The 20,426-nt window shown below is 70.4% G+C and carries 20 protein-coding genes and 1 tRNA gene; 7 read left to right on the top strand and 14 right to left on the bottom strand.

Translation table 11 applies throughout. From position 1 onward, the window contains the following. The first annotated feature begins 124 nt into the window (after positions 1-124). Positions 125-427: a hypothetical protein gene (locus J7I97_RS06710; protein ID WP_214931635.1), complete on the top strand. Its 303-nt coding sequence runs from the start codon at positions 125-127 to the stop codon at positions 425-427. A gap of 162 nt (positions 428-589) precedes the next feature. On the opposite strand, the gene J7I97_RS39480 is transcribed toward J7I97_RS06710, so the two are convergent. Both J7I97_RS39480 and J7I97_RS06705 read right to left on the bottom strand, forming a co-directional pair. After that, positions 590-715 (bottom strand): hypothetical protein, encoded by a 126-nt coding sequence (locus J7I97_RS39480; protein ID WP_285441012.1) that lies wholly within the window; start codon positions 713-715, stop codon positions 590-592. A gap of 423 nt (positions 716-1,138) precedes the next feature. Then, a complete protein-coding gene (locus J7I97_RS06705) occupies positions 1,139-1,639 on the bottom strand; it encodes a MarR family winged helix-turn-helix transcriptional regulator (RefSeq protein WP_214931634.1) in 501 nt (166 codons plus the stop codon). A gap of 115 nt (positions 1,640-1,754) precedes the next feature. Here J7I97_RS06705 and J7I97_RS06700 point away from each other — a divergent pair, with 115 nt between their 5' ends. The 3 genes from J7I97_RS06700 (at position 1,755) to J7I97_RS06690 (ending at position 4,289) form a co-directional block, all read left to right on the top strand. Continuing rightward, positions 1,755-2,606, top strand: a complete 852-nt coding sequence (locus tag J7I97_RS06700) for an NAD(P)H-binding protein (protein WP_214931632.1) — start codon at positions 1,755-1,757, stop codon at positions 2,604-2,606. A gap of 43 nt (positions 2,607-2,649) precedes the next feature. Continuing rightward, positions 2,650-3,189 (top strand): 2'-5' RNA ligase family protein, encoded by a 540-nt coding sequence (locus J7I97_RS06695; RefSeq protein ID WP_214931630.1) that lies wholly within the window; start codon positions 2,650-2,652, stop codon positions 3,187-3,189. A 74-nt stretch (positions 3,190-3,263) separates the two neighbouring features. Continuing rightward, positions 3,264-4,289 (top strand): LacI family DNA-binding transcriptional regulator, encoded by a 1,026-nt coding sequence (locus J7I97_RS06690; protein ID WP_214931628.1) that lies wholly within the window; start codon positions 3,264-3,266, stop codon positions 4,287-4,289. A gap of 103 nt (positions 4,290-4,392) precedes the next feature. Here the strand turns inward: J7I97_RS06690 and J7I97_RS06685 are convergent. From J7I97_RS06685 to J7I97_RS06670, 4 genes are all read right to left on the bottom strand, one after another. Then, positions 4,393-4,465, bottom strand: a tRNA-His gene (locus tag J7I97_RS06685). A gap of 95 nt (positions 4,466-4,560) precedes the next feature. Next, a complete protein-coding gene (orn, locus tag J7I97_RS06680) occupies positions 4,561-5,163 on the bottom strand; it encodes an oligoribonuclease (RefSeq protein ID WP_214931626.1) in 603 nt (200 codons plus the stop codon). Positions 5,164-5,270: 107 nt separating this feature from the next. Next, complete coding sequence (locus tag J7I97_RS06675; RefSeq protein WP_214931623.1) at positions 5,271-6,443, bottom strand: helix-turn-helix domain-containing protein; 1,173 nt, start codon at positions 6,441-6,443, stop codon at positions 5,271-5,273. Positions 6,444-6,819: 376 nt separating this feature from the next. Beyond that, complete coding sequence (locus tag J7I97_RS06670) at positions 6,820-7,152, bottom strand: hypothetical protein (protein WP_214931621.1); 333 nt, start codon at positions 7,150-7,152, stop codon at positions 6,820-6,822. A gap of 423 nt (positions 7,153-7,575) precedes the next feature. On the opposite strand from J7I97_RS06670, the gene J7I97_RS06665 reads away from it, so the two are divergent. Both J7I97_RS06665 and J7I97_RS06660 read left to right on the top strand, forming a co-directional pair. Then, positions 7,576-8,106, top strand: coding sequence for a universal stress protein (locus tag J7I97_RS06665; protein ID WP_214931619.1), 531 nt, complete (start codon positions 7,576-7,578; stop codon positions 8,104-8,106). 99 nt (positions 8,107-8,205) lie between these two features. Continuing rightward, positions 8,206-8,775, top strand: coding sequence for a GPR1/FUN34/YaaH family transporter (locus tag J7I97_RS06660; protein WP_214931617.1), 570 nt, complete (start codon positions 8,206-8,208; stop codon positions 8,773-8,775). 107 nt (positions 8,776-8,882) lie between these two features. Here the strand turns inward: J7I97_RS06660 and glmS are convergent, their stop codons facing one another. After that, a complete protein-coding gene (gene glmS, locus J7I97_RS06655; RefSeq protein WP_214931615.1) occupies positions 8,883-10,700 on the bottom strand; it encodes a glutamine--fructose-6-phosphate transaminase (isomerizing) in 1,818 nt (605 codons plus the stop codon). Between the two features lie 73 nt (positions 10,701-10,773). After that, positions 10,774-11,049, bottom strand: coding sequence for a hypothetical protein (locus tag J7I97_RS06650; protein ID WP_214931613.1), 276 nt, complete (start codon positions 11,047-11,049; stop codon positions 10,774-10,776). A gap of 243 nt (positions 11,050-11,292) precedes the next feature. Here J7I97_RS06650 and J7I97_RS06645 point away from each other — a divergent pair, with 243 nt between their 5' ends. Continuing rightward, on the top strand, positions 11,293-12,891 hold the full coding sequence (locus J7I97_RS06645) for a beta-N-acetylhexosaminidase (RefSeq protein ID WP_214931610.1): 1,599 nt from the start codon (positions 11,293-11,295) through the stop codon (positions 12,889-12,891). Between the two features lie 99 nt (positions 12,892-12,990). Here the strand turns inward: J7I97_RS06645 and J7I97_RS06640 are convergent, their stop codons facing one another. From J7I97_RS06640 to J7I97_RS06615, 6 genes are all read right to left on the bottom strand, one after another. Then, positions 12,991-14,772, bottom strand: a complete 1,782-nt coding sequence (locus J7I97_RS06640) for an IucA/IucC family siderophore biosynthesis protein (protein ID WP_214931608.1) — start codon at positions 14,770-14,772, stop codon at positions 12,991-12,993. Continuing rightward, positions 14,769-15,356: a GNAT family N-acetyltransferase gene (locus J7I97_RS06635; RefSeq protein WP_214931606.1), complete on the bottom strand. Its 588-nt coding sequence runs from the start codon at positions 15,354-15,356 to the stop codon at positions 14,769-14,771. The genes J7I97_RS06640 and J7I97_RS06635 overlap by 4 nt, the downstream gene beginning before the upstream one ends. Further along, complete coding sequence (locus J7I97_RS06630) at positions 15,353-16,654, bottom strand: lysine N(6)-hydroxylase/L-ornithine N(5)-oxygenase family protein (protein ID WP_214931604.1); 1,302 nt, start codon at positions 16,652-16,654, stop codon at positions 15,353-15,355. The genes J7I97_RS06635 and J7I97_RS06630 overlap by 4 nt, the downstream gene beginning before the upstream one ends. Then, on the bottom strand, positions 16,638-18,119 hold the full coding sequence (locus J7I97_RS06625; protein WP_214931602.1) for an aspartate aminotransferase family protein: 1,482 nt from the start codon (positions 18,117-18,119) through the stop codon (positions 16,638-16,640). Before J7I97_RS06625 ends, J7I97_RS06630 begins: the two co-directional genes overlap by 17 nt. A gap of 186 nt (positions 18,120-18,305) precedes the next feature. Then, positions 18,306-19,211 carry a siderophore-interacting protein gene (locus J7I97_RS06620; RefSeq protein ID WP_214931600.1) on the bottom strand — a complete coding sequence of 302 codons (906 nt, stop codon included), beginning with the start codon at positions 19,209-19,211 and terminating at the stop codon, positions 18,306-18,308. A gap of 112 nt (positions 19,212-19,323) precedes the next feature. After that, a complete protein-coding gene (locus J7I97_RS06615) occupies positions 19,324-20,370 on the bottom strand; it encodes an ABC transporter substrate-binding protein (RefSeq protein WP_214931732.1) in 1,047 nt (348 codons plus the stop codon). Positions 20,371-20,426: the final 56 nt, after the last annotated feature.

Below are 20,426 nucleotides of genomic sequence, written 5' to 3'. Positions count from 1 at the left end.
CGCTCGCCCGCACCCGGGATTCTCCGAGGTCGGGGCGGCGCGGGTGGCGGTCCCCGGACGGCGGCGCAGATGTTGCCGGGTTCGGGGGCCCCGCCGAGTGTGGGCCTGACGGAAGGAGTCACGCATGAGAGTCATGCTCCGCGCCCACCTGGACACCGCGGCCGGCAACGAGGGCATCAAGAGCGGCGCCCTGCCCCAGTCCATGAAGAAGCTCATGGACAAGCTCAAGCCGGAGGCGGCCTACTTCGGCCTCCACGAGGGTGTCAGGTCCTGTTGGATCGTCTTCGACCTGCAGGACAGCTCGATGATGCCGCCCCTGATGGAGGAACTCTTCCTGAACTTCAACGCCGATATCGAGGTGGCTCCGGTGATGGACGCGGCGGGGCTGGCGAAGGGGCTGGCGGCGATGGAGTCCTCGCCGGGCTGACCAGCGGCCCCTGCCCGGCGGCCGCCCATGCCAGTACGGCGGAGGCGGCCGCCGCCGCGCACGACACCGCGAAGGCCGCCTGGTAGCCGTACGCCCCCGCCAGCGGGCCGGCCGCCGCCGCGGCCAGTGCCTGGCCGACGATCAGGCCGCTGCCCACTACGGTCATGGCCTCGCCCATCCGCTCCGCCGGCCCGCCCGCTCGACGAGCCCGAACAGCGCGATCAGGTGCGGGGCCACGGCCAGCCCGATTCCGGCGACGGCGAACGCGGCGCCCCACAGCCCCGACACCGCCAGCAGCGGCGGCGTTCGCGGCGCAGGCGGCGAGCAGCACGGGGCGGTGCCCGCGCCGGTCGGCGAGCCGGCCGATGACCGGGCCGCCGAGGGCCTGGCCGAGCCAGAGCGCGGCCGCGACGGCGCCGGCGTCGCCGATGCCGTCGCGTTCGTTGATGAGCAGAAGCGTTCCGATGGGGCACAGCGCGGCGGGCAGCCGGGCGAGGAACGCGAAGACGGGCAGGGCGGGACCGCCGAGTGCGAACACCCCGCGGAAACCGGCTGTGGATTTGGGCGACACAGGCGACACAGGCGACACGGACAACGCGGACAACCTCCATCCGCACGCCGACCCTCCCGTGTCTCCGGCGCGCACCGTTGCCCGTAGAGCCGACCGTAATCGCGGAATGCCCGCCTCGGAAGCCCCTGTTCGGGGGCCGGTCAGGTCCGATTCTCTGTGGTCAGCCGCTTGGCCTGGGCGCGGCCGACCTCGGCGGCGCGGTGCAGGTAGTCGGCGATGACGGTGAGTTCGGAGTCGGAGTAGCCGTCCAGTACGGCGCCGAAGGCCCGGCCGGGGGTGTCCCAGGCCGCGCCGATCCGTTCGCGGGCCTCGGACGTGAGCGCGACGAGGGAGCGGCGGCGGTCGTGCGGGTCGGCCTGCCGTTCGACGATGCCGGCCTTGACCAGCCGGTCGACCAGGCGGGTGGCGGAGCCCGAGGTCAGGCCGGTGAGGCGGGCGATGTCGCCGGTGCTTACCGGGTCTGGCTCCATGTCGAGGAGGGCGACGCACTGCATGTCGGTGGGGTGTAGGCCGACGTGGTCGGCCATGGCCTGGTTGAAGAGCGAGTAGTCGGCGTAGTGCCGCTGGCTCTCGGTGACGATGCGCGCGAGCAGCTCGGCTCGGCTCCACTCACCACTCGAACGAGGGGAATCGGTTGACATCGGCTTCTCCATGCTTCAAATTTGACTGTGTGACGCAGGGAATGCGCCACACAGAATCTGCGCCACGTGCCCATCTTAGCGGGAGCCGTGCGCACCAACGTGAGGAACCCCAGCCATGTCGAACAGCACCGTGACCAACTCCCCGATCCTCGTCACCGGCGGCCGCGGCGCCGTCGCCCGGGGCCTCTCCGGCCTCCTGACCGCCCACGACCTCCCGCACCGCCTCGCCTCCCGCGAGCCCGACTCACCCGGCACCATCCACTGCGACCTCACCGACCCGGCCACCTTCCCCGGCGCCCTCGCCGGCGTCCGCTCCGTCTTCCTCTACGCCGAAGCCGCCGCCATCGACGCGTTCATCAAGGAGGCCGTCACCGCCGGAGTCGAGCACGTCATACTCCTGTCCTCCTCCTCGGTGCTCGCCCCCGACGCCGCCGACAGCCCGCTCTCCGCCTCGCACCTGGCCGTGGAGGAGGCCCTGCTCGCCTCCCCGCTGCGCACCACCCTGCTGCGGCCCGGCTCCTTCGCGAGCAACGCCCGCGGCTGGGCCTGGTCCCTGGAGTCCGGCCGCCCGGTCCACCTGCCCTACCCGGGCTCCCACTGCGACCCCGTCCACGAGGCCGACATCGCCGAGGCCGCCTTCGCCGTCCTCACCGACCCCGCCCTGGCCGGCCGCGCCTACACCCTGACCGGCCCGCACTCGCTGACCTTCACGACCCAGCTCGCGATACTCGGCGGCGTCCTCGGCCGCCCCGTGCCCATGGAGGCCGTCTCCCCCGAGCAGTGGAAGTCCGAGGTCGACGGCTACATACCCGCCGCGTACGCGGATGCGCTGCTCGCCTACTGGGCCGCCAACGACGGCCTCCCGGTCGAGATCACCGACGCGGTCGAGCACCTCACCGGCCACCCGGCCCGCTCCTTCGAAACCTGGGTGGAAGACCACGCCGCGGAGTTCGCCGCGACCGCGTAAACCATGCCCGGTCCGGATCGACGTGGTGGCACCATGCCGTGCCATGACAAAGGACAGCTCCAGCACGTTCCAGGCAGGGCAGACGGGCCTCATCGTCAGGTTTCCGGAGGCCGAAGCCGCCGTCGACGCGTGGCGTCAGCGGTTCGACCCCTCGGCCCAGGCTGGCGTTCCGGCACACGTCACCATCCTCTTCCCGTTCCTCGAAGCGAGCCGGATAGACGCCCTCGTCCACGCGGAGATCGCCCAGACCCTGGACAGCCATCGGGCTTTCGACGTGCGGTTTGAGAAAACCCGCCGTCTCCCCGGCATTCTGTACCTCGCCCCCGAGCCGGACACGCAGCTGCGGCAGCTCACCCAGGCGATCGCCGATCGGTGGCCCGAGACCCCGCCGTACGGCGGCCGGTTCGCCGAGGTCATCCCGCATCTCACCGTTGCCCAGACGGAAGACGACGGGATCCTGGAGGAGGTTGAGGCCGACCTCGTCGGCAGGCTCCCGCTGACGGCGCGCGTCTCGTCGGTCCAGCTGATGGTCCACGACGGCACGGGCTGGCAGATGCGGGCGTCGTTTCCGCTGCGGGGGTAAGCGTGACGGCTGCGGGGCGCTGTGGCCGTCGACGCCCGGGGAGTAGGGAGTAGATTCACAGCTGGGAGGGAGCCATGAACGGGCACGGGCGCAGTGGGGGACGGCCGACGCTGGAAGAGGTGGCTGTCCGGGCGGGTGTCGGGCGCGGCACCGTCTCCCGGGTGATCAACGGATCGTCCAAGGTTAGCGAGCACACGAGGGCCGCCGTCGAGGCCGCGGTCGCCGAGCTCGGGTACGTGCCCAACCGCGCCGCACGCGCCCTCGCGGCCAACCGCACCGACGCCATCGCCCTCGTCGTCCCCGAGCCCGAGGCCCGCTTCTTCGCCGAGCCGTACTTCTCCGATGTGGTGCGCGGGGTCGGTGCCGCCCTCGCCGAGACCGACGTCCAGCTGGTCCTCACCCTGGCGGGGAGCGACCGTGAGCGCCGCCGCCTCGCCCAGTACCTGTCCGGGCACCGAGTCGACGGTGTGCTGCTGGTCTCCGTGCACGCCGGGGACCCGCTGCCCGACCTGCTGGCCGAGCTGGGCATCCCGGCCGTGATCAGCGGCCGGCGCTCGGCCGACGAGGCACTGCCGTGGGTGGACTCCGACAACCTGGCGGGCGCGGCCGAAGCCGTACGCCACCTCCTCGGGCAGGGCCGCCGTGCGATCGCCACGATCACCGGCTCGCTGGACGTGTACGGGGCCCAGTGCCGACTGGACGGCTACCGGCAGGCACTCACCGCCGCGGGGCACCCCGTTGACGAGCTGCTGATCGCGGCCGGTGATTTCACCGAGGAGGGCGGCCGCCGGGCCATGCGTGAGCTGCTGGAGCGCCGCCCCGGGCTCGACGCGGTCTTCGCCGCCTCCGACGTGATGGCGGCGGGCGCCCGGCGGGAGCTGCGCGCGGCCGGCCGCCGGATACCGGACGACGTGGCGCTGGTCGGCTTCGACGACTCGGTGGTGGCCAGGCACATGGACCCGCCGCTGACCAGCGTGCGCCAGCCGATCGAGGAGATGGGCCGCACCATGGCGCGGGTGCTGCTGGAGCGGATCGCGGGGGAGTCCCCGGACCACGCCATCGTGCTGCCGACCGAGCTGGTGGTCCGGGAGTCCTCGTAGGGCAGGTGAGCTACGGACGTGACGCAGGCCACGCGGCCCACACGGCCCTCGCGGATACGCAGAAGGCCCCGGTCCGCTTTCGCGGACCGGGGCCTTCTCGCAGGGTGAGTGACGGGACTTGAACCCGCGGCCACCTGGACCACAACCAGGTGCTCTACCAACTGAGCTACACCCACCATGTCCGGTCAGAAAACCGACCGGCCGAAGAAAAGGGTACAGGGTCCGGGAGGGTGCTCGCTCCCCCCTTTCCCCGCGCCCGTCTCCGGGAGTACTACTCGGCGGGCACCACGTGCTTCGCGGCGATGGTCCGCGCGGTGTCCGAGTCGGGCCCGGGCTGCGGTACGAAGACCGCCTCCCGGTAGTAGCGCAGCTCGGCGATGGAATCCTTGATGTCCGCGAGCGCCCGGTGGTTGCCGTTCTTCGGGGGGCTGTTGAAGTACGCCCGCGGGTACCAGCGGCGTGCCAGCTCCTTGACCGAGGACACGTCAACGATCCGGTAGTGCAGGTGGCTCTCCAGCGCGGGCATGTCACGCAGCAGGAAGCCGCGGTCGGTGCCGACCGAGTTTCCGCACAGCGGCGCCTTGCGGGGCTCCTTCACGTGCTCCCGTACGTACGCCAGGACCTGGGCCTCGGCATCCGCCAGGGTGGTCCCGCCGGCCAGCTCGTCAAGCAGTCCGGAGGCGGTGTGCATCGCGCGCACCACGTCGGGCATGGTCTCCAGGGCCGCGTCCGGCGGGCGGATCACAATGTCCACGCCGTCACCGAGCACGTTGAGCTCCGAGTCGGTGACCAGTGCGGCCACCTCGATAAGTGCGTCGTCCGTCAACGAGAGCCCGGTCATCTCGCAGTCGATCCACACCATGCGATCGTTCATGCGTCCCACCTTAGGGGGTCCCCCACGCGGAAGGTCCCCCACACCGGTGCTGGACCGATGCGGGGGACCTCCGTCAGACAGCGCTCATACAGCGCCCAGGGCGAGCGTCACGCGTGTTCGCGCAGGCCCCGTCCCGGTGCGTACAGCTCCGTCACCGTCGGGCCCGCCGCGGCCAGGGCCGCGGCCGTCCGCTGGGGCTGCGGAGTGCGCTGGTGCGGAACCGGCCCCTCCGAGAGCTGCGCCACCTGTGCCACGTCGGCCTGCGGCCGGCGCGCCCGGTAGGCGGAGCGGTAGGCGGCCGGGGAGGACCCCAGCTGGCGCCGGAAGTGCCCGCGCAGCGCGACGGGCGAACGGAACCCGCAGCGCCCGGCGACCTCGTCGACCGAGTAGTCGGAGGTCTCCAGCAGCCGCTGGGCCTGGAGCACCCGCTGGGTGATCAGCCACTGCAGCGGCGCGCTGCCGGTCAGCGAGCGGAACCGCCGGTCGAACGTGCGCCTGCTCATGTAGGCGCGCGCCGCCAGCGTCTCCACGTCGAACTGCTCGTGGAGGTGTTCCAGCGCCCACGCGACGACCTCGGCCAGCGGGTCGGCGCCGATCTCCTCCGGCAGCGACCGGTCGAGATAGCGCTCCTGGCCGCCCGTGCGGCGCGGCGGCACGACGAGCCGGCGGGCCAGAGCCCCGGCCGCCTCGCTGCCGTGGTCCGTGCGCACGATGTGCAGGCACAGATCGATTCCGGCCGCGGTGCCCGCGGACGTCAGCACATCGCCGTCGTCGACGAACAGCTCGCGCGGATCGACGTGGACGGACGGGTACCGCTTGGCCAGCGTCGGCGCGTACATCCAGTGCGTCGTCGCGGGCCGCCCGTCCAGCAGACCGGCGGCGGCGAGCACGAAGGCTCCCGTGCACAGTCCGACGATCCTGGCCCCCTCCTCGTGTGCCTGGCGAAGCGCTTCGAGCGCTTCAGGCGGCGGAGGTGAGGTGATGGAGCGCCATGCCGGGACGACGACCGTGCCTGCCCGGGCGATCGCCTCCAACCCGTATGGCGCGGTCAGTTCGAGTCCGCCGGTGGTCCGAAGCGGACCGTCCTCCCCGGCGCACACGAGTAGTCGATAGCGTGGAACTCCCGCGTCCTGTCGGTCGATGCCGAACACTGAAAGCGGAATGGAGCTCTCGAAGATCGGTCCGCCGCTGAAGAGCAGCACCGCGACGATCTCCCTGCGGCGACGCCCCGTGAGTTTCCGGCCGGCGTCTGCGACGACGGCGGTGGAATCCTGGCTCATGGCGCTAAGCCCCCCTTGGGTGTCGCGACTCCTTGGTCTGGTCGCACCTGCACGTTTCCCCTCGGCCTTGCACGTGGATCCCCCGCCGTAAATACATGATCGAATCTACTGCGTCCCGTGGTGTCGGCGTGACAAGTTCAGCACGCAGCGCTATGTCGACTTGGCAACTTGGCGAAAAGCATTCGATCAGTAAGCGTTGCATTCCGCTACCGGTGAAGGAGGGGTTCCGCACGGCCTTGGCCAGTACCCGTAGGGTCTTGAGGTCCCTCGGGCTCTGTAGTCGCTGGTGGTAGGGGGGTTGGGGGGACATTCCGGCAAGGAACGGACCTCACCCGGAAGTTGGCTGAAAACGTGCGGGTGTGTGCGTACGAACCGGTCAGTCCTGAGGGGACACGCCCGAGGGACTGTGGCAGCCGCGGTGGGAACCGGCCCCGCCGCGCGAATGCCGGCCGCGGTGCCCGGACGGACCGCTCGCCTGCGGCCGGTCCTCCGCGAGGACCCGGGCCGCGGCCCGCTCGGCCTTCTCCGAGTGGCGCAGCAGCACCCGGCACGCGGCCGTGACGGCGGCCAGGCCCAGGGTCGCGACCGCCGCCCCGCCGAAGGAGGTCCCGTACACGACGAGGACCACCGGGACGAGCAGACAGCTGAAGGCGGCCCAGCGCACCACGTCACCCGCGGGGTCGTCATGGGGGCGCCTGCCGGGGTGCACGGACGAGTGAAGGGGGGAGGGCGGGAACGGGTGCGGGGGGCGGACGGACTGCGTCGGCGGAGCGGGCTGGACGGGGCGAACCGGATGGCCGGGCACGGCGTACTCCCTGCGGCTCTTCCTGGACGGTCGGACGCCTGTCCAACGCCCCGCGCCCGGGCTCGGTCACTGCGCGCACGGGTGGCTCGTCACTGGCTGTAGGGGACAGTGGTCATTGCCAAGCGGCGACCGCTCCGGCATGCTCCCTGGGACGCTCTCCAAGGGCGGCATGCCCTGTGCAGGACAGGAGTGTCGCCGTACCCTGGTGGGTATGGGCTTGGGAAGATGCTTCCCGGACAGAGCTCCGTCACACTGAGTCGTCGTTTTCGCCCGCTGTAGCCCCGTCGCCTTGTCCCTTCCCCCGAGGATCTCTTCGCCGAGACATTCATGGCCGGTCACGAATTCCCCGAACCCGCGGACCGCAAGCGCAAACCCCTCGCCGACCACGCGTCGAGCGACCTGCGCGCGGTGGAACAGACACGCCATCCCTGCGACCCGGCCTTCCGGCACGGGGTCGTCGTGGGATTCGACGGCTCCACGTCCAGTGAGCGAGCTCTCGCGTACGCGATCGGAATGGCCCGCCGCTCCGGATCCGGTCTGATCATCGTCCATGTGGCCAACCGGCTGCCCACCACCGTATGGGCCGGCTGTGAGCCCCCGGTCTTCGTGGACGTCCCGGACCACCGCACCGAGGTGCTGGGGCTGGAACTCGCCTGCGCGGACTACCTGGCCGAGGTGCCGTGGATCCTCGTCGAGCGGGGCGGAGACATCTGCCACGAGCTGGAGGAGGTCGGCCGCGAGTACTCGGCCGACGCCATTGTGGTCGGTTCCACACACGGGATCGTCGGCCGGATCTTCGGCTCGGTGGCGGGCCGGCTGGCAAAGCGCGCGCAGCGACCGGTTGTTGTCATTCCGTAACCCGCTGTACGCCGATTGTGCGGTTGTGAACCCCCTTGTAAAGGGTAGATAAATGCTGCTGGGACGCAGCAAACAACAGCAGATCGAAGGGAGCCCGCCGTGGACAAAGGTGTCTCTGCGGGAAGCACGGCCTCGACTTCGACCCTCGGGAACATCGCCCTGGGTCTCACTCTTCTCGCGTTCGGTATCGGCCACACCGGCGTCGTCGACGGCGTGACCGCGGCCAACTCCGTGTCGCTCGCGACATACGTCGGCGGTCTCGCCCTGTTCGTCCTCGGAATCCTCGAATTCCGTGATGGCAACGGGTTCAACGGCACGGCGTTCGCGGGCCTCGGCGCCTTCTGGTTCACCTGGGCCACCGGGTCCGACGGAAAGGTTTCGGCAGACGCCGCCGGAATGTTCCTCATCCTGTTCGCCCTGCTCGCGCTGACCCTCACGATGGCAGCCCCGAGCGGACTGTTCGGCCAGGGTGTGTACGCCCTGTTCACCCTCTCCCTGCTGCTCCTGGCGATAGGCGTGCTCGCCGACAACGGCGGGCTGGCCAAGGCCGCCGGCTGGGTGGCCGCGGTCTCCGGGCTGCTGGCCTGGTACGGAGCCACGGCCGCGCTGGCCCACTGGCCCATGACGGTGGGCAAGACCTCGGGCAGCGGCGCGGTCGCCGCGAGCTGAGGGACGCAGGAGAGCAAGCAGTACGCGAACGGCCCCCCGGACCTCGATCAAGATGAGGTTCGGGGGGCCGTTTTGGCATTCGCGGGCCCGGCGGGGTCCCGGTCCGACTACTCGACCGTGACGGACTTCGCCAGGTTGCGCGGCTTGTCGATGTCCCGGCCCATGGCCAGGGCGGTGTGGTACGCGAACAGCTGGAGCGGGATGCCCATCAGGATCGGGTCCAGCTCGTCCTCGTTCTTGGGCACGAGGATGGTGTGGTCGGCCTTCTCCTGCTCGCGGTGGGCGACCGCAAGGATCCGGCCGCTGCGGGCCTTGATCTCCTCCAGCGCCGCGCGGTTCTTCTCCAGCAGGTCGTCGTCCGGGACGATCGCGACCGTCGGCATGGCCGGCTCGATGAGCGCGAGCGGGCCGTGCTTGAGCTCGGAGGCCGGGTAGGCCTCGGCGTGGATGTAGGAGATCTCCTTGAGCTTCAGGGAGGCCTCCAGGGCCACCGGGTAGCCGCGGACCCGGCCGATGAACATCATCGACTTGGCCTCGGCGTACTCGGCCGCCAGCTTCTTGATGTCCTCTTCGCCCTCGAGGATCTCCTGGATCTGCGCGGGCAGCTTGCGCAGGCCCTCGATGATCCGCTTGCCGTCGGTGACCGAGAGGTCCCGGATCCGGCCGAGGTGCACGGCGAGCAGCGCGAAGGCCACGACCGTGTTGGTGAAGCACTTGGTGGAGACGACGCAGACCTCGGGGCCGGCGTGCACGTACACGCCGCCGTCGGCCTCGCGGGCGATCGCGGAGCCGACCACGTTGACCACGCCGAGGACGCGGGCGCCCTTGCGCTTGAGCTCCTGCACGGCCGCGAGCACGTCGTACGTCTCACCGGACTGGGAGACCGCGATGTACAGGGTGTCGGGGTCCACGACCGGGTTGCGGTAGCGGAACTCGGAGGCCGGCTCGGCGTCCGCGGGGATGCGGGCCATGCCCTCGATGAGGCCGGCGCCGATCATGCCCGCGTGGTACGAGGTGCCGCAGCCCAGGATCTTGACCCGGCGGATACCGCGCGCCTCGCGCGGGTCCAGGTTCAGGCCGCCCAGGTGGACCGTGCTGAAGCGGTCGTCGATCCGGCCGCGCAGCACGCGGTCGACCGCGTCGGGCTGCTCGGAGATCTCCTTGTGCATGTAGGTGTCGTGGCCGCCCATGTCGTAGGAGGCGGCCTCCCACTCCACGGTCTCCGGAGTGGCGGTGGTGGTGGCACCGCTGGTGGTGTAGGTGCGGAAGTCGTCGGCCTTGAGGGTGGCCATCTCGCCGTCGTCGAGGGTGACGATCTGGCGGGTGTGGGCGACCAGCGCGGCGACGTCCGAGGCGACGAACATCTCCTTCTCGCCGATGCCCAGGACGACCGGGGAGCCGTTGCGGGCGACGACGATGCGGTCCGGGAAGTCGGCGTGCATGACGGCGATGCCGTAGGTGCCCTCGATCGCCTTGACGGCCTCGCGGACCTTCTCCTCCAGGGTGGCGGCCTGGGAGCGGGCGATCAGGTGGACGATGACCTCGGTGTCGGTCTCCGACACGAAGACGATGCCGTCGGCCTCCAGCTTGGCGCGCAGCTCGGCGGCGTTGTCGACGATGCCGTTGTGGACGACCGCGACCTTGTTGTCGGCGTCCAGGTGCGGGTGGGAGTTGATGTCGCTCGGAGCGCCGTGGGTGGCCCAGCGGGTGTGGGCGATACCGGTGGTACCGGCGAAGCGCTTGGGGACCCGGGACTCCAGCTCGCGGACGCGGCCCTTGGCCTTTACGACCTTCAGCGCCGCGGCCTTCGGGCTGTTGACGACGATGCCCGCCGAGTCGTAGCCGCGGTACTCAAGGCGCTGGAGACCCTCCAGCAGCAGCGGTGCCACGTCACGCTTGCCGATGTAACCAACGATTCCGCACATACGGTTTTGCCCCTCCTGAAGTTCGTTCGCTCTTGCCGCTCCGGCCGGCGCTTTCGCCGGCCGTCGCGGCTGCTCAGCCGTAGACGATGCGGCGCAGCTGCCGGAGCGAGAGCTCCGGGGGCGCCACCGCGCGGTGCGGCAGTTCTGCCGCGATCCGCTCGAAGGTCTCCGCGTTGACCGCGCCACCGGACTGGAGCTCACGGTGGCGGCGGCGGACGAATTCCTCCGTCGTCTCGTCGAAGTACGCGAGCACGTCGAGTACCACCCGGGCGGCTTCACCGCGCTGGAGCGCGGTGCTGCGCACCAGGTGATCGACGAGTTCGTCGTGCGACGGGCGGCGGTCGAGCATCCGTAGATACTGACGGGCCTCAGACCGGAATGCAAAAATCCTGCCCGGAATCGGGCAGGATCCGGCTGGTCTGGACCAACGGAGGGGGAAATTCCGGTCTGGTTCGGAGGGAAGCCGCCCAAAATCCCCACTTTCGTCACCCGGCAACCGTCGACGGTCCACATACCGTCCTTCCGGATGATTTCCGCCGTCCGGAGCTTCTTCCGCCCACCTGGAAGCGGGAGTTGGCCTATACCTGGGCGCATGAGAGTCCTGCGACGCACGCTCGGCACCCTCCTCGTCCTCGGCGCGGCCGTCTCCTGCACCGCCGCCCACGGCGACGACGCCAAACCCCGGGGCGAGCGCCCCGCCGCCCTGGCCCCCTACGAACGGCTCCTCCCCGCGCCCGCCTCCGTGCGGGCGGCGGGCCCCGGATACGCCTTCGGCGCGGGCACCGTCATCCGCACCGGCCTCGCGGACGGCGCGGCCGCCGACGAGGTCCGGCAGGTCGGCGAGCTGCTCGCGGAGCAGCTGCGCGGGCCCAGCGGGCTGCCGCTGCCGGTGGTCGACGCAGCGGACGACAAGGACGCCGACGGGATCCGGCTGCGCCTCGACGAGGACGCCGCCGGACTGGGGCGGGAGGGGTACCGGCTGGAGACGGCGGCCTCGGGGGTCACCCTGACCGCCCGGACCCCGGCGGGGCTCTTCCACGCGGGGCAGACGCTGCGCCAGCTGGTGCCGCTGTCCGGTCCGGGGACGGTGCCGGGCGGGACGGTCACGGACGCGCCGCGGTTCGCGTACCGGGGGGCGATGCTCGACATCGCCCGGCACTTCTTCACGGTCGAGCAGGTGAAGCGGTACGTCGACCAGCTCGCCCAGTACAAGGTCAACGCGCTGCACCTGCACCTCACCGACGACCAGGGCTGGCGGATCGCGATCGACGCGTGGCCGCGCCTGGCGGAGTACGGGGGCGGCAGCGAGGTCGGCGGCGGCCCGGGCGGGTACTGGACCAAGGAGGACTACCGGGAACTCGTCGCCTACGCGGGAGCGCGGTACGTGGACGTGGTCCCGGAGATCGACATGCCGGGGCACGTGAACGCGGCGCAGGCCTCGTACGCGGAACTGAACTGCGACGGCAAGGCGCGCGAGCGCTACACCGGGATCAAGGTCGGCTTCAGCTCGCTGTGCGTCGGCAAGGAGCGGACGTACGAGTTCGTCGACGAGGTGCTCGGGGAGCTCGCGCGGCTGACGCCCGGCCGCTACCTTCACATCGGGGGCGACGAGGCCCTCTCGACGCCGGCGGCGGACTACGCGGCGTTCATGGACCGGGCGCAGAAGACGGTCGGGCGGTACGGGAAGACGGTGGTGGCCTGGCACCAGCTGGCGACGGCCCGCCCGGCGAAGGGGGCCGTGCTGCAGTACTGGGGCCACGACCGGACAGCGGCGGCGGACAAGGCGGCCGTGGCCGCGGCGGCGAAGGCCGGACACCCGGTGATCCTGTCGCCGGCGGACCGGCTGTACCTGGACATGAAGTACGACCGGGCCACGAAGCCGGGCCTGGCGTGGGCGGGGTACGTCCCGGTGCAGCGTGCCTACGCGTGGAACCCCGGGTCCTACCTGCCCGGCGTCGCGGAGTCCTCGGTGCTGGGCGTGGAGGCGCCGCTGTGGACGGAGACGATCGGGACGCGGGGCGACCTGGAGTACATGGCGTTCCCGCGGGTCCTGGGCCTGTCGGAATTGGGCTGGTCCCCGGCCTCGGCCCTGGACTGGACGTCGTACCGCCAGCGGCTGTCCGCGCAGGGCCCCCGCCTGGACGCGCAGGACATCACCTTCTACAGGGCCCCGGACGTGCCGTGGTCCTAGGGCCCGGAGTGAGGCACGGGACCGGCTTCCGGGGAGCCCGGGCAGGGACGGGCGCGCCTCCCGAGGGACCGTATCGGGAAGCGCGCACCGCCCCCTTTTTCACCGTCGGGCGAAGGGCGCGACGGGGTTCTTGAGGGTGCCGATCAGCTGGAGGGCGGCCGCCGGGTCGGCGAGGTCGACCATCTGCTTGTTGTTGCGCAGCTGGAGCCGGTTCAGGCAGGACAGCTGGAACTCCTCCGCGAAGAGGTCGTACCGCTCGAAGCGGTCCGCCAGGGCCGGCACGGAGTCCTGGTAGTCGTGGGCGCAGTCCGCCACCGCCCGCCAGAACGTTTCCTCGGTGCAGATGCCCTCGGAGGCCAGGATCGAGCCCAGGAAGCGGAAGAAGCAGTCGAAGACGTCCGTGAAGACGGACAGCAGCTTCATGTCCTCCGGGATGTCCGCCCGGACCCGCTCCACCGCGGGCGGCAGGACCGCGTCCGGGTCCATGACCACGATCTCCTCGGCGATGTCCTTGAAGATCGCCCGCTTCACCACGCCGTTCTCGATGACGAGGATCGTGTTCTCGCCGTGCGGCATGTACGCCAGGTCGTACTGGTAGAAGCAGTGCAGCAGGGGGAGCAGGTAGGCGCGCAGGTACGGCTTCAGCCACTCGGCCGGGGTGAGGCCGGACTCCTCGATCAGCGCGCCGACGAAGGACCGGCCCTCGGAGTCCACGTGCAGGAGGGAGGCCATCGTCGCGAGGCGCTCTCCCTCCCGCAGGGAGTTCACCGGGGACTCGCGCCACAGCGCGGCCAGCATCTTGCGGTACGGCGAGTAGCGGTCGGTGGCGCGCTCGTACTGGCGGTGGTGGTAGCCGATCGCCGCGCGCTCGCGGATGATCGAGAAGTCGACGGACTTCAGGACCTCGTCCGACTCGATCAGCTGGTGCAGCCAGTCGTTGATGGCCGGGGTGGCTTCCATGTACGCGGCCGACAGGCCCCGCATGAAGCCCATGTTCAGCACCGAGATCGCCGTCTTGACGTAGTACTTCGTCGGCGTGGTCGTGTTGAAGAAGGTACGGATCGACTGCTGCGGCAGGTACGCGTCCTCGCCCTCGCCCAGCAGGACCAGGCGGCGGCTCGCGATCTCGGCCGCGAAGGTGACCGTGGTCTTGTTCCACCACTGCCAGGGGTGCACCGGCAGCAGGTGGTAGTCCGCCAGGTCCAGGCCCAGGGCGGACAGCTTGGCGGCGAAGCCGGCGACGGCCGCCTCGCCCAGCTCGGCGCGGACGAAGGGGTCGTGGTCCAGGCCCGCGCCCGCCGTGAAGGTGGAGACGTCCTTGCGGGCGGCGACCCACACCAGGTGGACCGGGCTCGCGGTCTCCGGCGCGTACGAGAGGTACTCGTGCACGCCGAAGCCCAGGCGGCCGTTGTTGGCCACGAAGCACGGGTGGCCCTCGGTCATGCCCGTCTCGATGTCCTGGAAGGAGGACTTGGCGAGGACGGCGGCGGAGACCTGCGGCTTGGTGTACTTGAAGCCGGCGCCGGCCAGGGTGGAGGAGATCTCCTCCAGGTAGACGGGCAGCACCTCGGCGCTCAGGCCCAGGGCCTGCTGGAGCTCGATGTGGAAGTCGAGGGCGTCCAGCCCGGCCTGCTCGCCGTCCTTGTGGCGGGTGATGGAGGGCTCGTCCACCGCCCAGTGGTCCAGCGCGTGCAGGACGGCGGTGAACCGGTACTCGACGGTGCCGTCGTCGCTGAGCACCGAGTACCGGTCCTCGCCCAGGGCCTTCGGGGTCAGCAGGCGCTCGTGGGAGAACTCCGCGAGCGCCTTGCGGACCAGCGCGCGGTTCGCGCGGGCCCACAGCTCGGGCGAGAGGTGGGAGATGGCGTCGGCCAGGCTCATATCGACACTTCCTGGGTGATGCCGGTGGCCGCCTCGAACCGGGCGCGGGTGCAGAAGCTGAGCAGGGCGACCTTCTCCGGCTTCTGGACCTCGCGCTCGGGAACGAATCCGACCGCCTCGTTGAGGGCGTGCACCGCCGTGTTGCGGACGTCCGGCTCCACCACGACCCGCTCCGTCTCCGCGTCGGCGAAGAGGGCGGCCATCACCGTCGTGATCACGGCGCGCGTGAAGCCGCTGATGGGCTGGTCGCTCGGCGCGACGAGGAAGTGCATGCCGACGTCGCCGGGCCGGGCGTCGTACAGGCCGACCAGCTCCAGCTCGCCCGGGTCGTAGCTCTCCATCAGGAAGGCGGGGCGGCCCTCGTGGAGGCCGATGAAGGCCTGGTGGTGCTCGTGCGCGGCGATCCGCATGTACTCGCGCTCCACGTCGGGCAGCGAGGCGTCCTGCATCATCCAGAACGAGGCTTTGGGGTGCGTGACCCAGCCGTGCAGCATCTCCGCGTCGGCGAAGGGGTCCAGCGGGCGGACGGAGAAAGTCCCGAGGGCCGGGTCCGTCCGGGTGAAGAGGGTGTCGGTGGTGCTCATACGTGCGTGCCTTCCGGGGCTGCGAACTGCTGGAACGCGATGGACTTCTCGACCTTGTAGTGCTCGCGGCCGAGGAGCTCACCGACGATGCAGGCATTGCGGTACGCGGCCATGCCCAGGTCGGGCGAGGTCAGGGAGTGGTTGTGGGTCGTGCCGTTCTGGAGGTACACCCCGCGGCCCGTGGTGTCGACGCTGTAGTTGCGGGCGGCGTCGAGGCGGCCGCGGCCGTCGAAGTTCAGCCGCTCGCGCACGGGGGCGAGGAACGCGGGGACGCGGTACTTGTAGCCCGTGGCCAGGACCAGGCCCTCGGAGGTGAGGGTGAAGTCCCGCTCCTGCTCCTCCTGGCGCAGGCCCAGGGTGTAGGTCTGCGTGGTGGTGTCGTAGGCCGTGCTGTTCAGCGAGGTGTTGGTCAGCAGGGTGGTCGGGACCGGGCCCGGCATGCTGATCTTCTTCTGGTAGAGCAGGTCGAAGATGGCGTTGATCAGATCGCCGTCGATGCCCTTGAAGAGGTTCTTCTGCTGGGTCTCCAGCCGGTAGCGGGTGTCCTCGGGGAGGGCGTGGAAGTAGTCCACGTACTCGGGCGAGGTCATCTCCAGCGTCAGCTTCGTGTACTCCAGCGGGAAGAACCGCGGGGAGCGCGTGACCCAGTTGAGCTGGTAGCCGTACACGTCGATCTCGGCGAGGAGGTCGTAGTAGATCTCGGCGGCGCTCTGGCCGGACCCGACCAGGGTGATCGACTTCTTCTTCTGCAGCTCCGCCTTGTTCTGCATGTAGGCCGAGTTGTGCAGGAAGTCGCCGCCGAGGCCGGCGCAGGCCTCCGGGACGAAGGGCGGGGTGCCGGTGCCCAGGACCAGGCGGCGGGCCAGGTGGGTCTCGCCCTTGTCGGTGTGGACCTCGTAGAGACCGGCCTGCTCGTCGTAGGTGACCTCGGTGACGGAGGTGGAGTACAGGACGTTGTCGAGCCGGTCCGCGGCCCAGCGGCAGTAGTCGTTGTACTCGGCGCGCAGCGGGTAGAAGTTCTCCCGGATGTAGAACGAGTACAGCCGGTCCTTGTCCTTCAGGTAGTTCAGGAAGGAGAAGGGCGAGGTCGGGTCGGCGAGGGTGACCAGGTCCGACATGAACGGCGTCTGCAGGTGCGCGCCGTCGAGGAACATTCCGGCGTGCCACTCGAAGTGCGGCTTGGACTCGATGAAGAGGCCGTCGAGTTCGTCGATCGGGGCGGTCAGGCAGGCGAGTCCCAGGTTGAAGGGACCGAGGCCGATTCCGATGAAGTCGTGGGGCTTAACGGTGGACGGCAAGGGATTCTCCCAGGAACTGCTCGGCGTGTGCGGCGAGAAGGTCGAGGACGGCCGTGATGTCGGCCGTCGTGGTCTGCGGGTTGAGGAGGGTGAGCTTCAGGTACTGCTTCCCGTCCACCTTGGTGCCGGCGACGACGGCCTCGCCGGAGGCGAAGAGTGCCTTGCGGGCGTGGAGCTGGGCCTCGTCGACGAGGTCGGCGGGGATCTCCTCGCCGGGCAGGAAGCGGAAGACGAGGGTGGAGATCTGCGGCTTGACGACGACCTCGAAGCGCGGGTCGGCGTCGATGACGTCCCAGCCGGCGGCGGCCAGGTCGACGACCTCGTCGAAGAGCGAGCCGATGCCGTCGGCGCCCATCACACGCAGGGTCATCCAGAGCTTGAGGGCGTCGAACCGGCGGGTGGTCTGGATGGACTTGTCGACCTGGTTCGGGATCCGCTCCTCGGCCATGCGGCGCGGGTTGAGGTAGTCCGCGTGGTACGTGGCGTGCTTCAGGGTGTCCCGGTCGCGGACCAGCATCGCGCTGGAACTGACGGGCTGGAAGAACGACTTGTGGTAGTCGACCGTGACCGAGTCGGCCAGCTCGATGCCGTCGAGGAGGTGCCGGCGGGTGGGCGAGACCAGCAGCCCGCAGCCGTACGCGGCATCCACGTGCATCCACGCGGAGTGCTCGGCGGCCAGGGCGGCGATCTCGGGGAGCGGGTCGATGGACCCGAAGTCGGTGGTGCCGGCGGTGGCGACGACGGCCATGGGGAAGAGGCCCTCGCGGGCGCAGTTCTCCAGCTCCAGGGCGAGCACGGAGGTGTCCATGCGGCGGTTGCGGTCGACCGGGACGGAGATGACGGCCTCGTAGCCGAGCCCGAGCATGGCGGCCGACTTCTTGACGCTGAAGTGGCTGGCCTCGGAGGTGAAGATGCGCAGCTTCGGGAGGACCTCGGACTTGGGGAGTTCCCGCGTGCTGTTCTTCATGACGATCCGGCAGGCCTCGTCGCGGGCCAGCAGCAGCGCGTGGAAGTTGGACTGGCTGCCGCCGGAGGTGAAGACGCCGTCCGCGCCCGGGCCGAGGCCGATGCGCTGGGCGGTCCAGTCGATCAGGCGGCGCTCGATGAGCGTGCCGCCGATGGACTGGTCCCAGGTGTCCAGCGAGGAGTTGACGGCCGAGAGGACTGCCTCGCCGAGCACGGCGGGGATGACGACGGGGCAGTTGAGGTGGCCGAGGTAGCGCGGGTGGTGGAAGTAGACCGCGTCGCGCAGGTAGACCTCCTCCAGCTCGTCGAGGACGGCGGCCGTGTCTTCGAGTGGCCGGTCCAGGTCGATCCCGTTGATGACCGGGGCGAGTTCGTCGACGGATATGCCGGTGTGGGGACGCCGCGTGGTGGCGAGTTTGGCGGCGACGCGTTCGACGCCCTCGGTGACGGAACGCCGGTACAGGTCCGCGGTCGTCTCATTGAGCAGATGCGAACGCATCAACTTTCCTCCGGGCAGGCAAACGGGGGGCGGGGATGGGGTTTGAGGTACTTAGGTTAGCCTAACCTAAGTATCCCGCCAAATAGCGATGGGCCCCGGCTACGGCCGGGGCCCATCGCTCAAATGCTGTGGGTGTGGCGGGAGTTGCCGCGCGGGCGGCAGTCCGAGGGGGCTAGTGCCGTGGCGTTAGAGGTCGGACGTGGGGTCCTCGCTGGCCGCCTGGCCGGCGTAGGCCTCCGCGAGGAGCTCCTCCTCGCTCGCGCCGAGCCGCCAGTAGCCGGTGAAGCGCACCGCGCGCCGGTCGACGGAACGTTCCTGCACCAGGTGGCGGCGTACCGCCCGAATGGTTCCGGCCTCGCCCGCGATCCAGGCGTACGGGGCCTCGGCGGCCGGGAGTTCGGCCGTGCGGAGCTCGCTGAGCACCTGCTCGGTCCGCTCCCGGCCCGCGCCGCCCGCGCGCACGATCCAGGTGATGTCCACGTCGGCGCGCGTCGACAGGGTGAGCCGGTCGTCCGCGTGTGGGACCTCGAACCACGCCTTGACGCGGGTGCCGTCGGCGAGGCGGTCCAGGATCGCGGCCGCCGCGGGGAGTGCGGTCTCGTCCGCGTACATCAGGATCGCGTCGGTGGCGGCCGGCGGCTGGAACCGTACGGACTTGTTCTCCGCGACGGCCGGTCCGATCGCCATGATCCGGCGCCCGCTGACGGCGCGTCCGGCCCACGCCGAGGCGGGGCACGCGTCCCCGTGGAGCACGAAGTCGATGTCGACCTCGTCCACACCCTCGGGCGTACGGCGCTGCTCGCGCACGGTGTACGAACGCATCACCGGGCGGTCCTCGTCCGGCATCCCGCGCCAGGCGCCGAACCAGGTGTCCTCGTCCGTGGAGGGGAGCACGGTGTGCTCCTGGTGCGAAGGCGGCAGGAAGAGCGAGAGGCTCTGGTCGTAGCCGCCCGATCGGAAGCCCGCGAGGGACTCGCCGCCGAACGTGACCCGCAGGAACGAGTGCCCGAGGCGGCGCGTGCGGAGCACTTCGAGCTCGAAGAACCGGAAGTGGACGGCGGCCGGGGCGGCGTCGGATGCGGTGGCGGTCATGCGGAGAGTCCCCCCTGGGAGTCGTCCCGGCGCGGGGCGGGCGCCGGGATTCAGCTGGTCCGGCCGGTTTGGCCGGTCCGGCTGGTCAGGCTGTCAGGCTGGTCAGGCCGGTTCAGCCGACCTTCTTGGCGTTCTGGATGGCCTTCGCGAGGTCCTCCAGGATCTGGGCGCACTTGTCGTACGAGTAGATCGGCTCGGTGACACGCGGGGCGACCTGGCCGGCCTTGACGGCGGGCAGCTCGGCCCAGGTGGGCTTGGCCTTCAGCTCCTCCTTCTGGAGGGTGCCGGTGCGGTTGTCGAGCAGGACCAGGTCGGCCTTGTACTTGCCCGCGTTCTCCCAGCTGAGGCTCTCGAAGAAACCGCCCGCGTCCAGCTTGTCCTTGTCCGGGGTGACGAACTCGACGCCCAGGGTCTCGAAGTACTTCAGGTCGGCCGAGGTCTTCGGGGTGGAGACGTAGAACAGGTCGGCGGAGCCGGAGCCGACGAGCACCTTGATGCCCGGGTTGGCCTTGGTGGCCTCGCGCACCTTGGCGGCGGCGGCCTCGAAGCGGGCCTTCGCGTCGGCGGTCTTCTTGGTGTTCAGGTCGGCGCCCAGGGACTTGGCGAGGTCCGCCGTGCGCTCCAGCGACTTGTCCAGGGAGGCGTCGCCGCCCACGCCGATCGCGACGGCCGGAGCCAGCTTGAGGATCTTGTCCTTGGAGGCCGCCGGGACGTACCAGTAGGTGCCGTCCCAGGTGTTGGTGGCGACGAGGTCGGGCTGGAGGGCCGCGTACTTCTCGACGTTGAACTCGTCGTAGACGTTGCCGAGGATCTCGACCTTGGAGATGTCCATCGAGCCGGCCATCGCGTCGGGCTTGCCGTCGGCGGTCTTGGTCGGGCCGAAGACGCCCTTGACCTGGACGCCGTAGTCGTAGAGCGCGGCGGCGGTGCCGGTGTAGGCCACGATGTTCTTCGGCGTGGACTTCGTGCTGACTTCCTTGCCGAGGTCGTCCTTGAAGCTCCAGGGACCCGCGGCCGTGGCGCCCTTGTCCTTGGCGTCCGTCTCGCCCTTCGCGGAGCCGGAGCCGCCGCACGCGGTGAGCGCCGCGACGAGGCCGAGGGCGCCGCCGGCCGCGATGAGACCGCGGCGGGAGAGGTGGGACGTACGGGACTTGGGCATGTCGATGTCCGCTTTCATGCGTGCCGGGCGGCCACTGGGCCGTTCGGTAGGAAGGT

The sequence above is a fragment of the Streptomyces sp. ISL-87 genome, assembly GCF_018614095.1.
Lineage (GTDB): Bacteria > Actinomycetota > Actinomycetes > Streptomycetales > Streptomycetaceae > Streptomyces.
This window is presented reverse-complemented; position numbering and strand designations above follow the sequence as displayed.

What these genes read in the sequence shown, in the direction of transcription:
- J7I97_RS06650 (WP_214931613.1), bottom strand. Translation starts at nt 11,049, where the DNA reads ATGCTCGACCGCCGCCCGTCGCACGACGAACTCGTCGATCACCTGGTG.
- J7I97_RS06695 (WP_214931630.1), top strand. Translation starts at nt 2,650, where the DNA reads ATGACAAAGGACAGCTCCAGCACGTTCCAGGCAGGGCAGACGGGCCTC.
- J7I97_RS06645 (WP_214931610.1), top strand. Translation starts at nt 11,293, where the DNA reads ATGAGAGTCCTGCGACGCACGCTCGGCACCCTCCTCGTCCTCGGCGCG.
- J7I97_RS06690 (WP_214931628.1), top strand. Translation starts at nt 3,264, where the DNA reads ATGAACGGGCACGGGCGCAGTGGGGGACGGCCGACGCTGGAAGAGGTG.
- J7I97_RS06710 (WP_214931635.1), top strand. Translation starts at nt 125, where the DNA reads ATGAGAGTCATGCTCCGCGCCCACCTGGACACCGCGGCCGGCAACGAG.
- J7I97_RS06615 (WP_214931732.1), bottom strand. Translation starts at nt 20,370, where the DNA reads ATGCCCAAGTCCCGTACGTCCCACCTCTCCCGCCGCGGTCTCATCGCG.
- J7I97_RS06675 (WP_214931623.1), bottom strand. Translation starts at nt 6,443, where the DNA reads ATGAGCCAGGATTCCACCGCCGTCGTCGCAGACGCCGGCCGGAAACTC.
- J7I97_RS06640 (WP_214931608.1), bottom strand. Translation starts at nt 14,772, where the DNA reads ATGAGCCTGGCCGACGCCATCTCCCACCTCTCGCCCGAGCTGTGGGCC.
- J7I97_RS06625 (WP_214931602.1), bottom strand. Translation starts at nt 18,119, where the DNA reads ATGCGTTCGCATCTGCTCAATGAGACGACCGCGGACCTGTACCGGCGT.
- J7I97_RS06700 (WP_214931632.1), top strand. Translation starts at nt 1,755, where the DNA reads ATGTCGAACAGCACCGTGACCAACTCCCCGATCCTCGTCACCGGCGGC.
- orn (WP_214931626.1), bottom strand. Translation starts at nt 5,163, where the DNA reads ATGAACGATCGCATGGTGTGGATCGACTGCGAGATGACCGGGCTCTCG.
- J7I97_RS06705 (WP_214931634.1), bottom strand. Translation starts at nt 1,639, where the DNA reads ATGTCAACCGATTCCCCTCGTTCGAGTGGTGAGTGGAGCCGAGCCGAG.
- J7I97_RS06665 (WP_214931619.1), top strand. Translation starts at nt 7,576, where the DNA reads ATGGCCGGTCACGAATTCCCCGAACCCGCGGACCGCAAGCGCAAACCC.
- glmS (WP_214931615.1), bottom strand. Translation starts at nt 10,700, where the DNA reads ATGTGCGGAATCGTTGGTTACATCGGCAAGCGTGACGTGGCACCGCTG.
- J7I97_RS06635 (WP_214931606.1), bottom strand. Translation starts at nt 15,356, where the DNA reads ATGAGCACCACCGACACCCTCTTCACCCGGACGGACCCGGCCCTCGGG.
- J7I97_RS06620 (WP_214931600.1), bottom strand. Translation starts at nt 19,211, where the DNA reads ATGACCGCCACCGCATCCGACGCCGCCCCGGCCGCCGTCCACTTCCGG.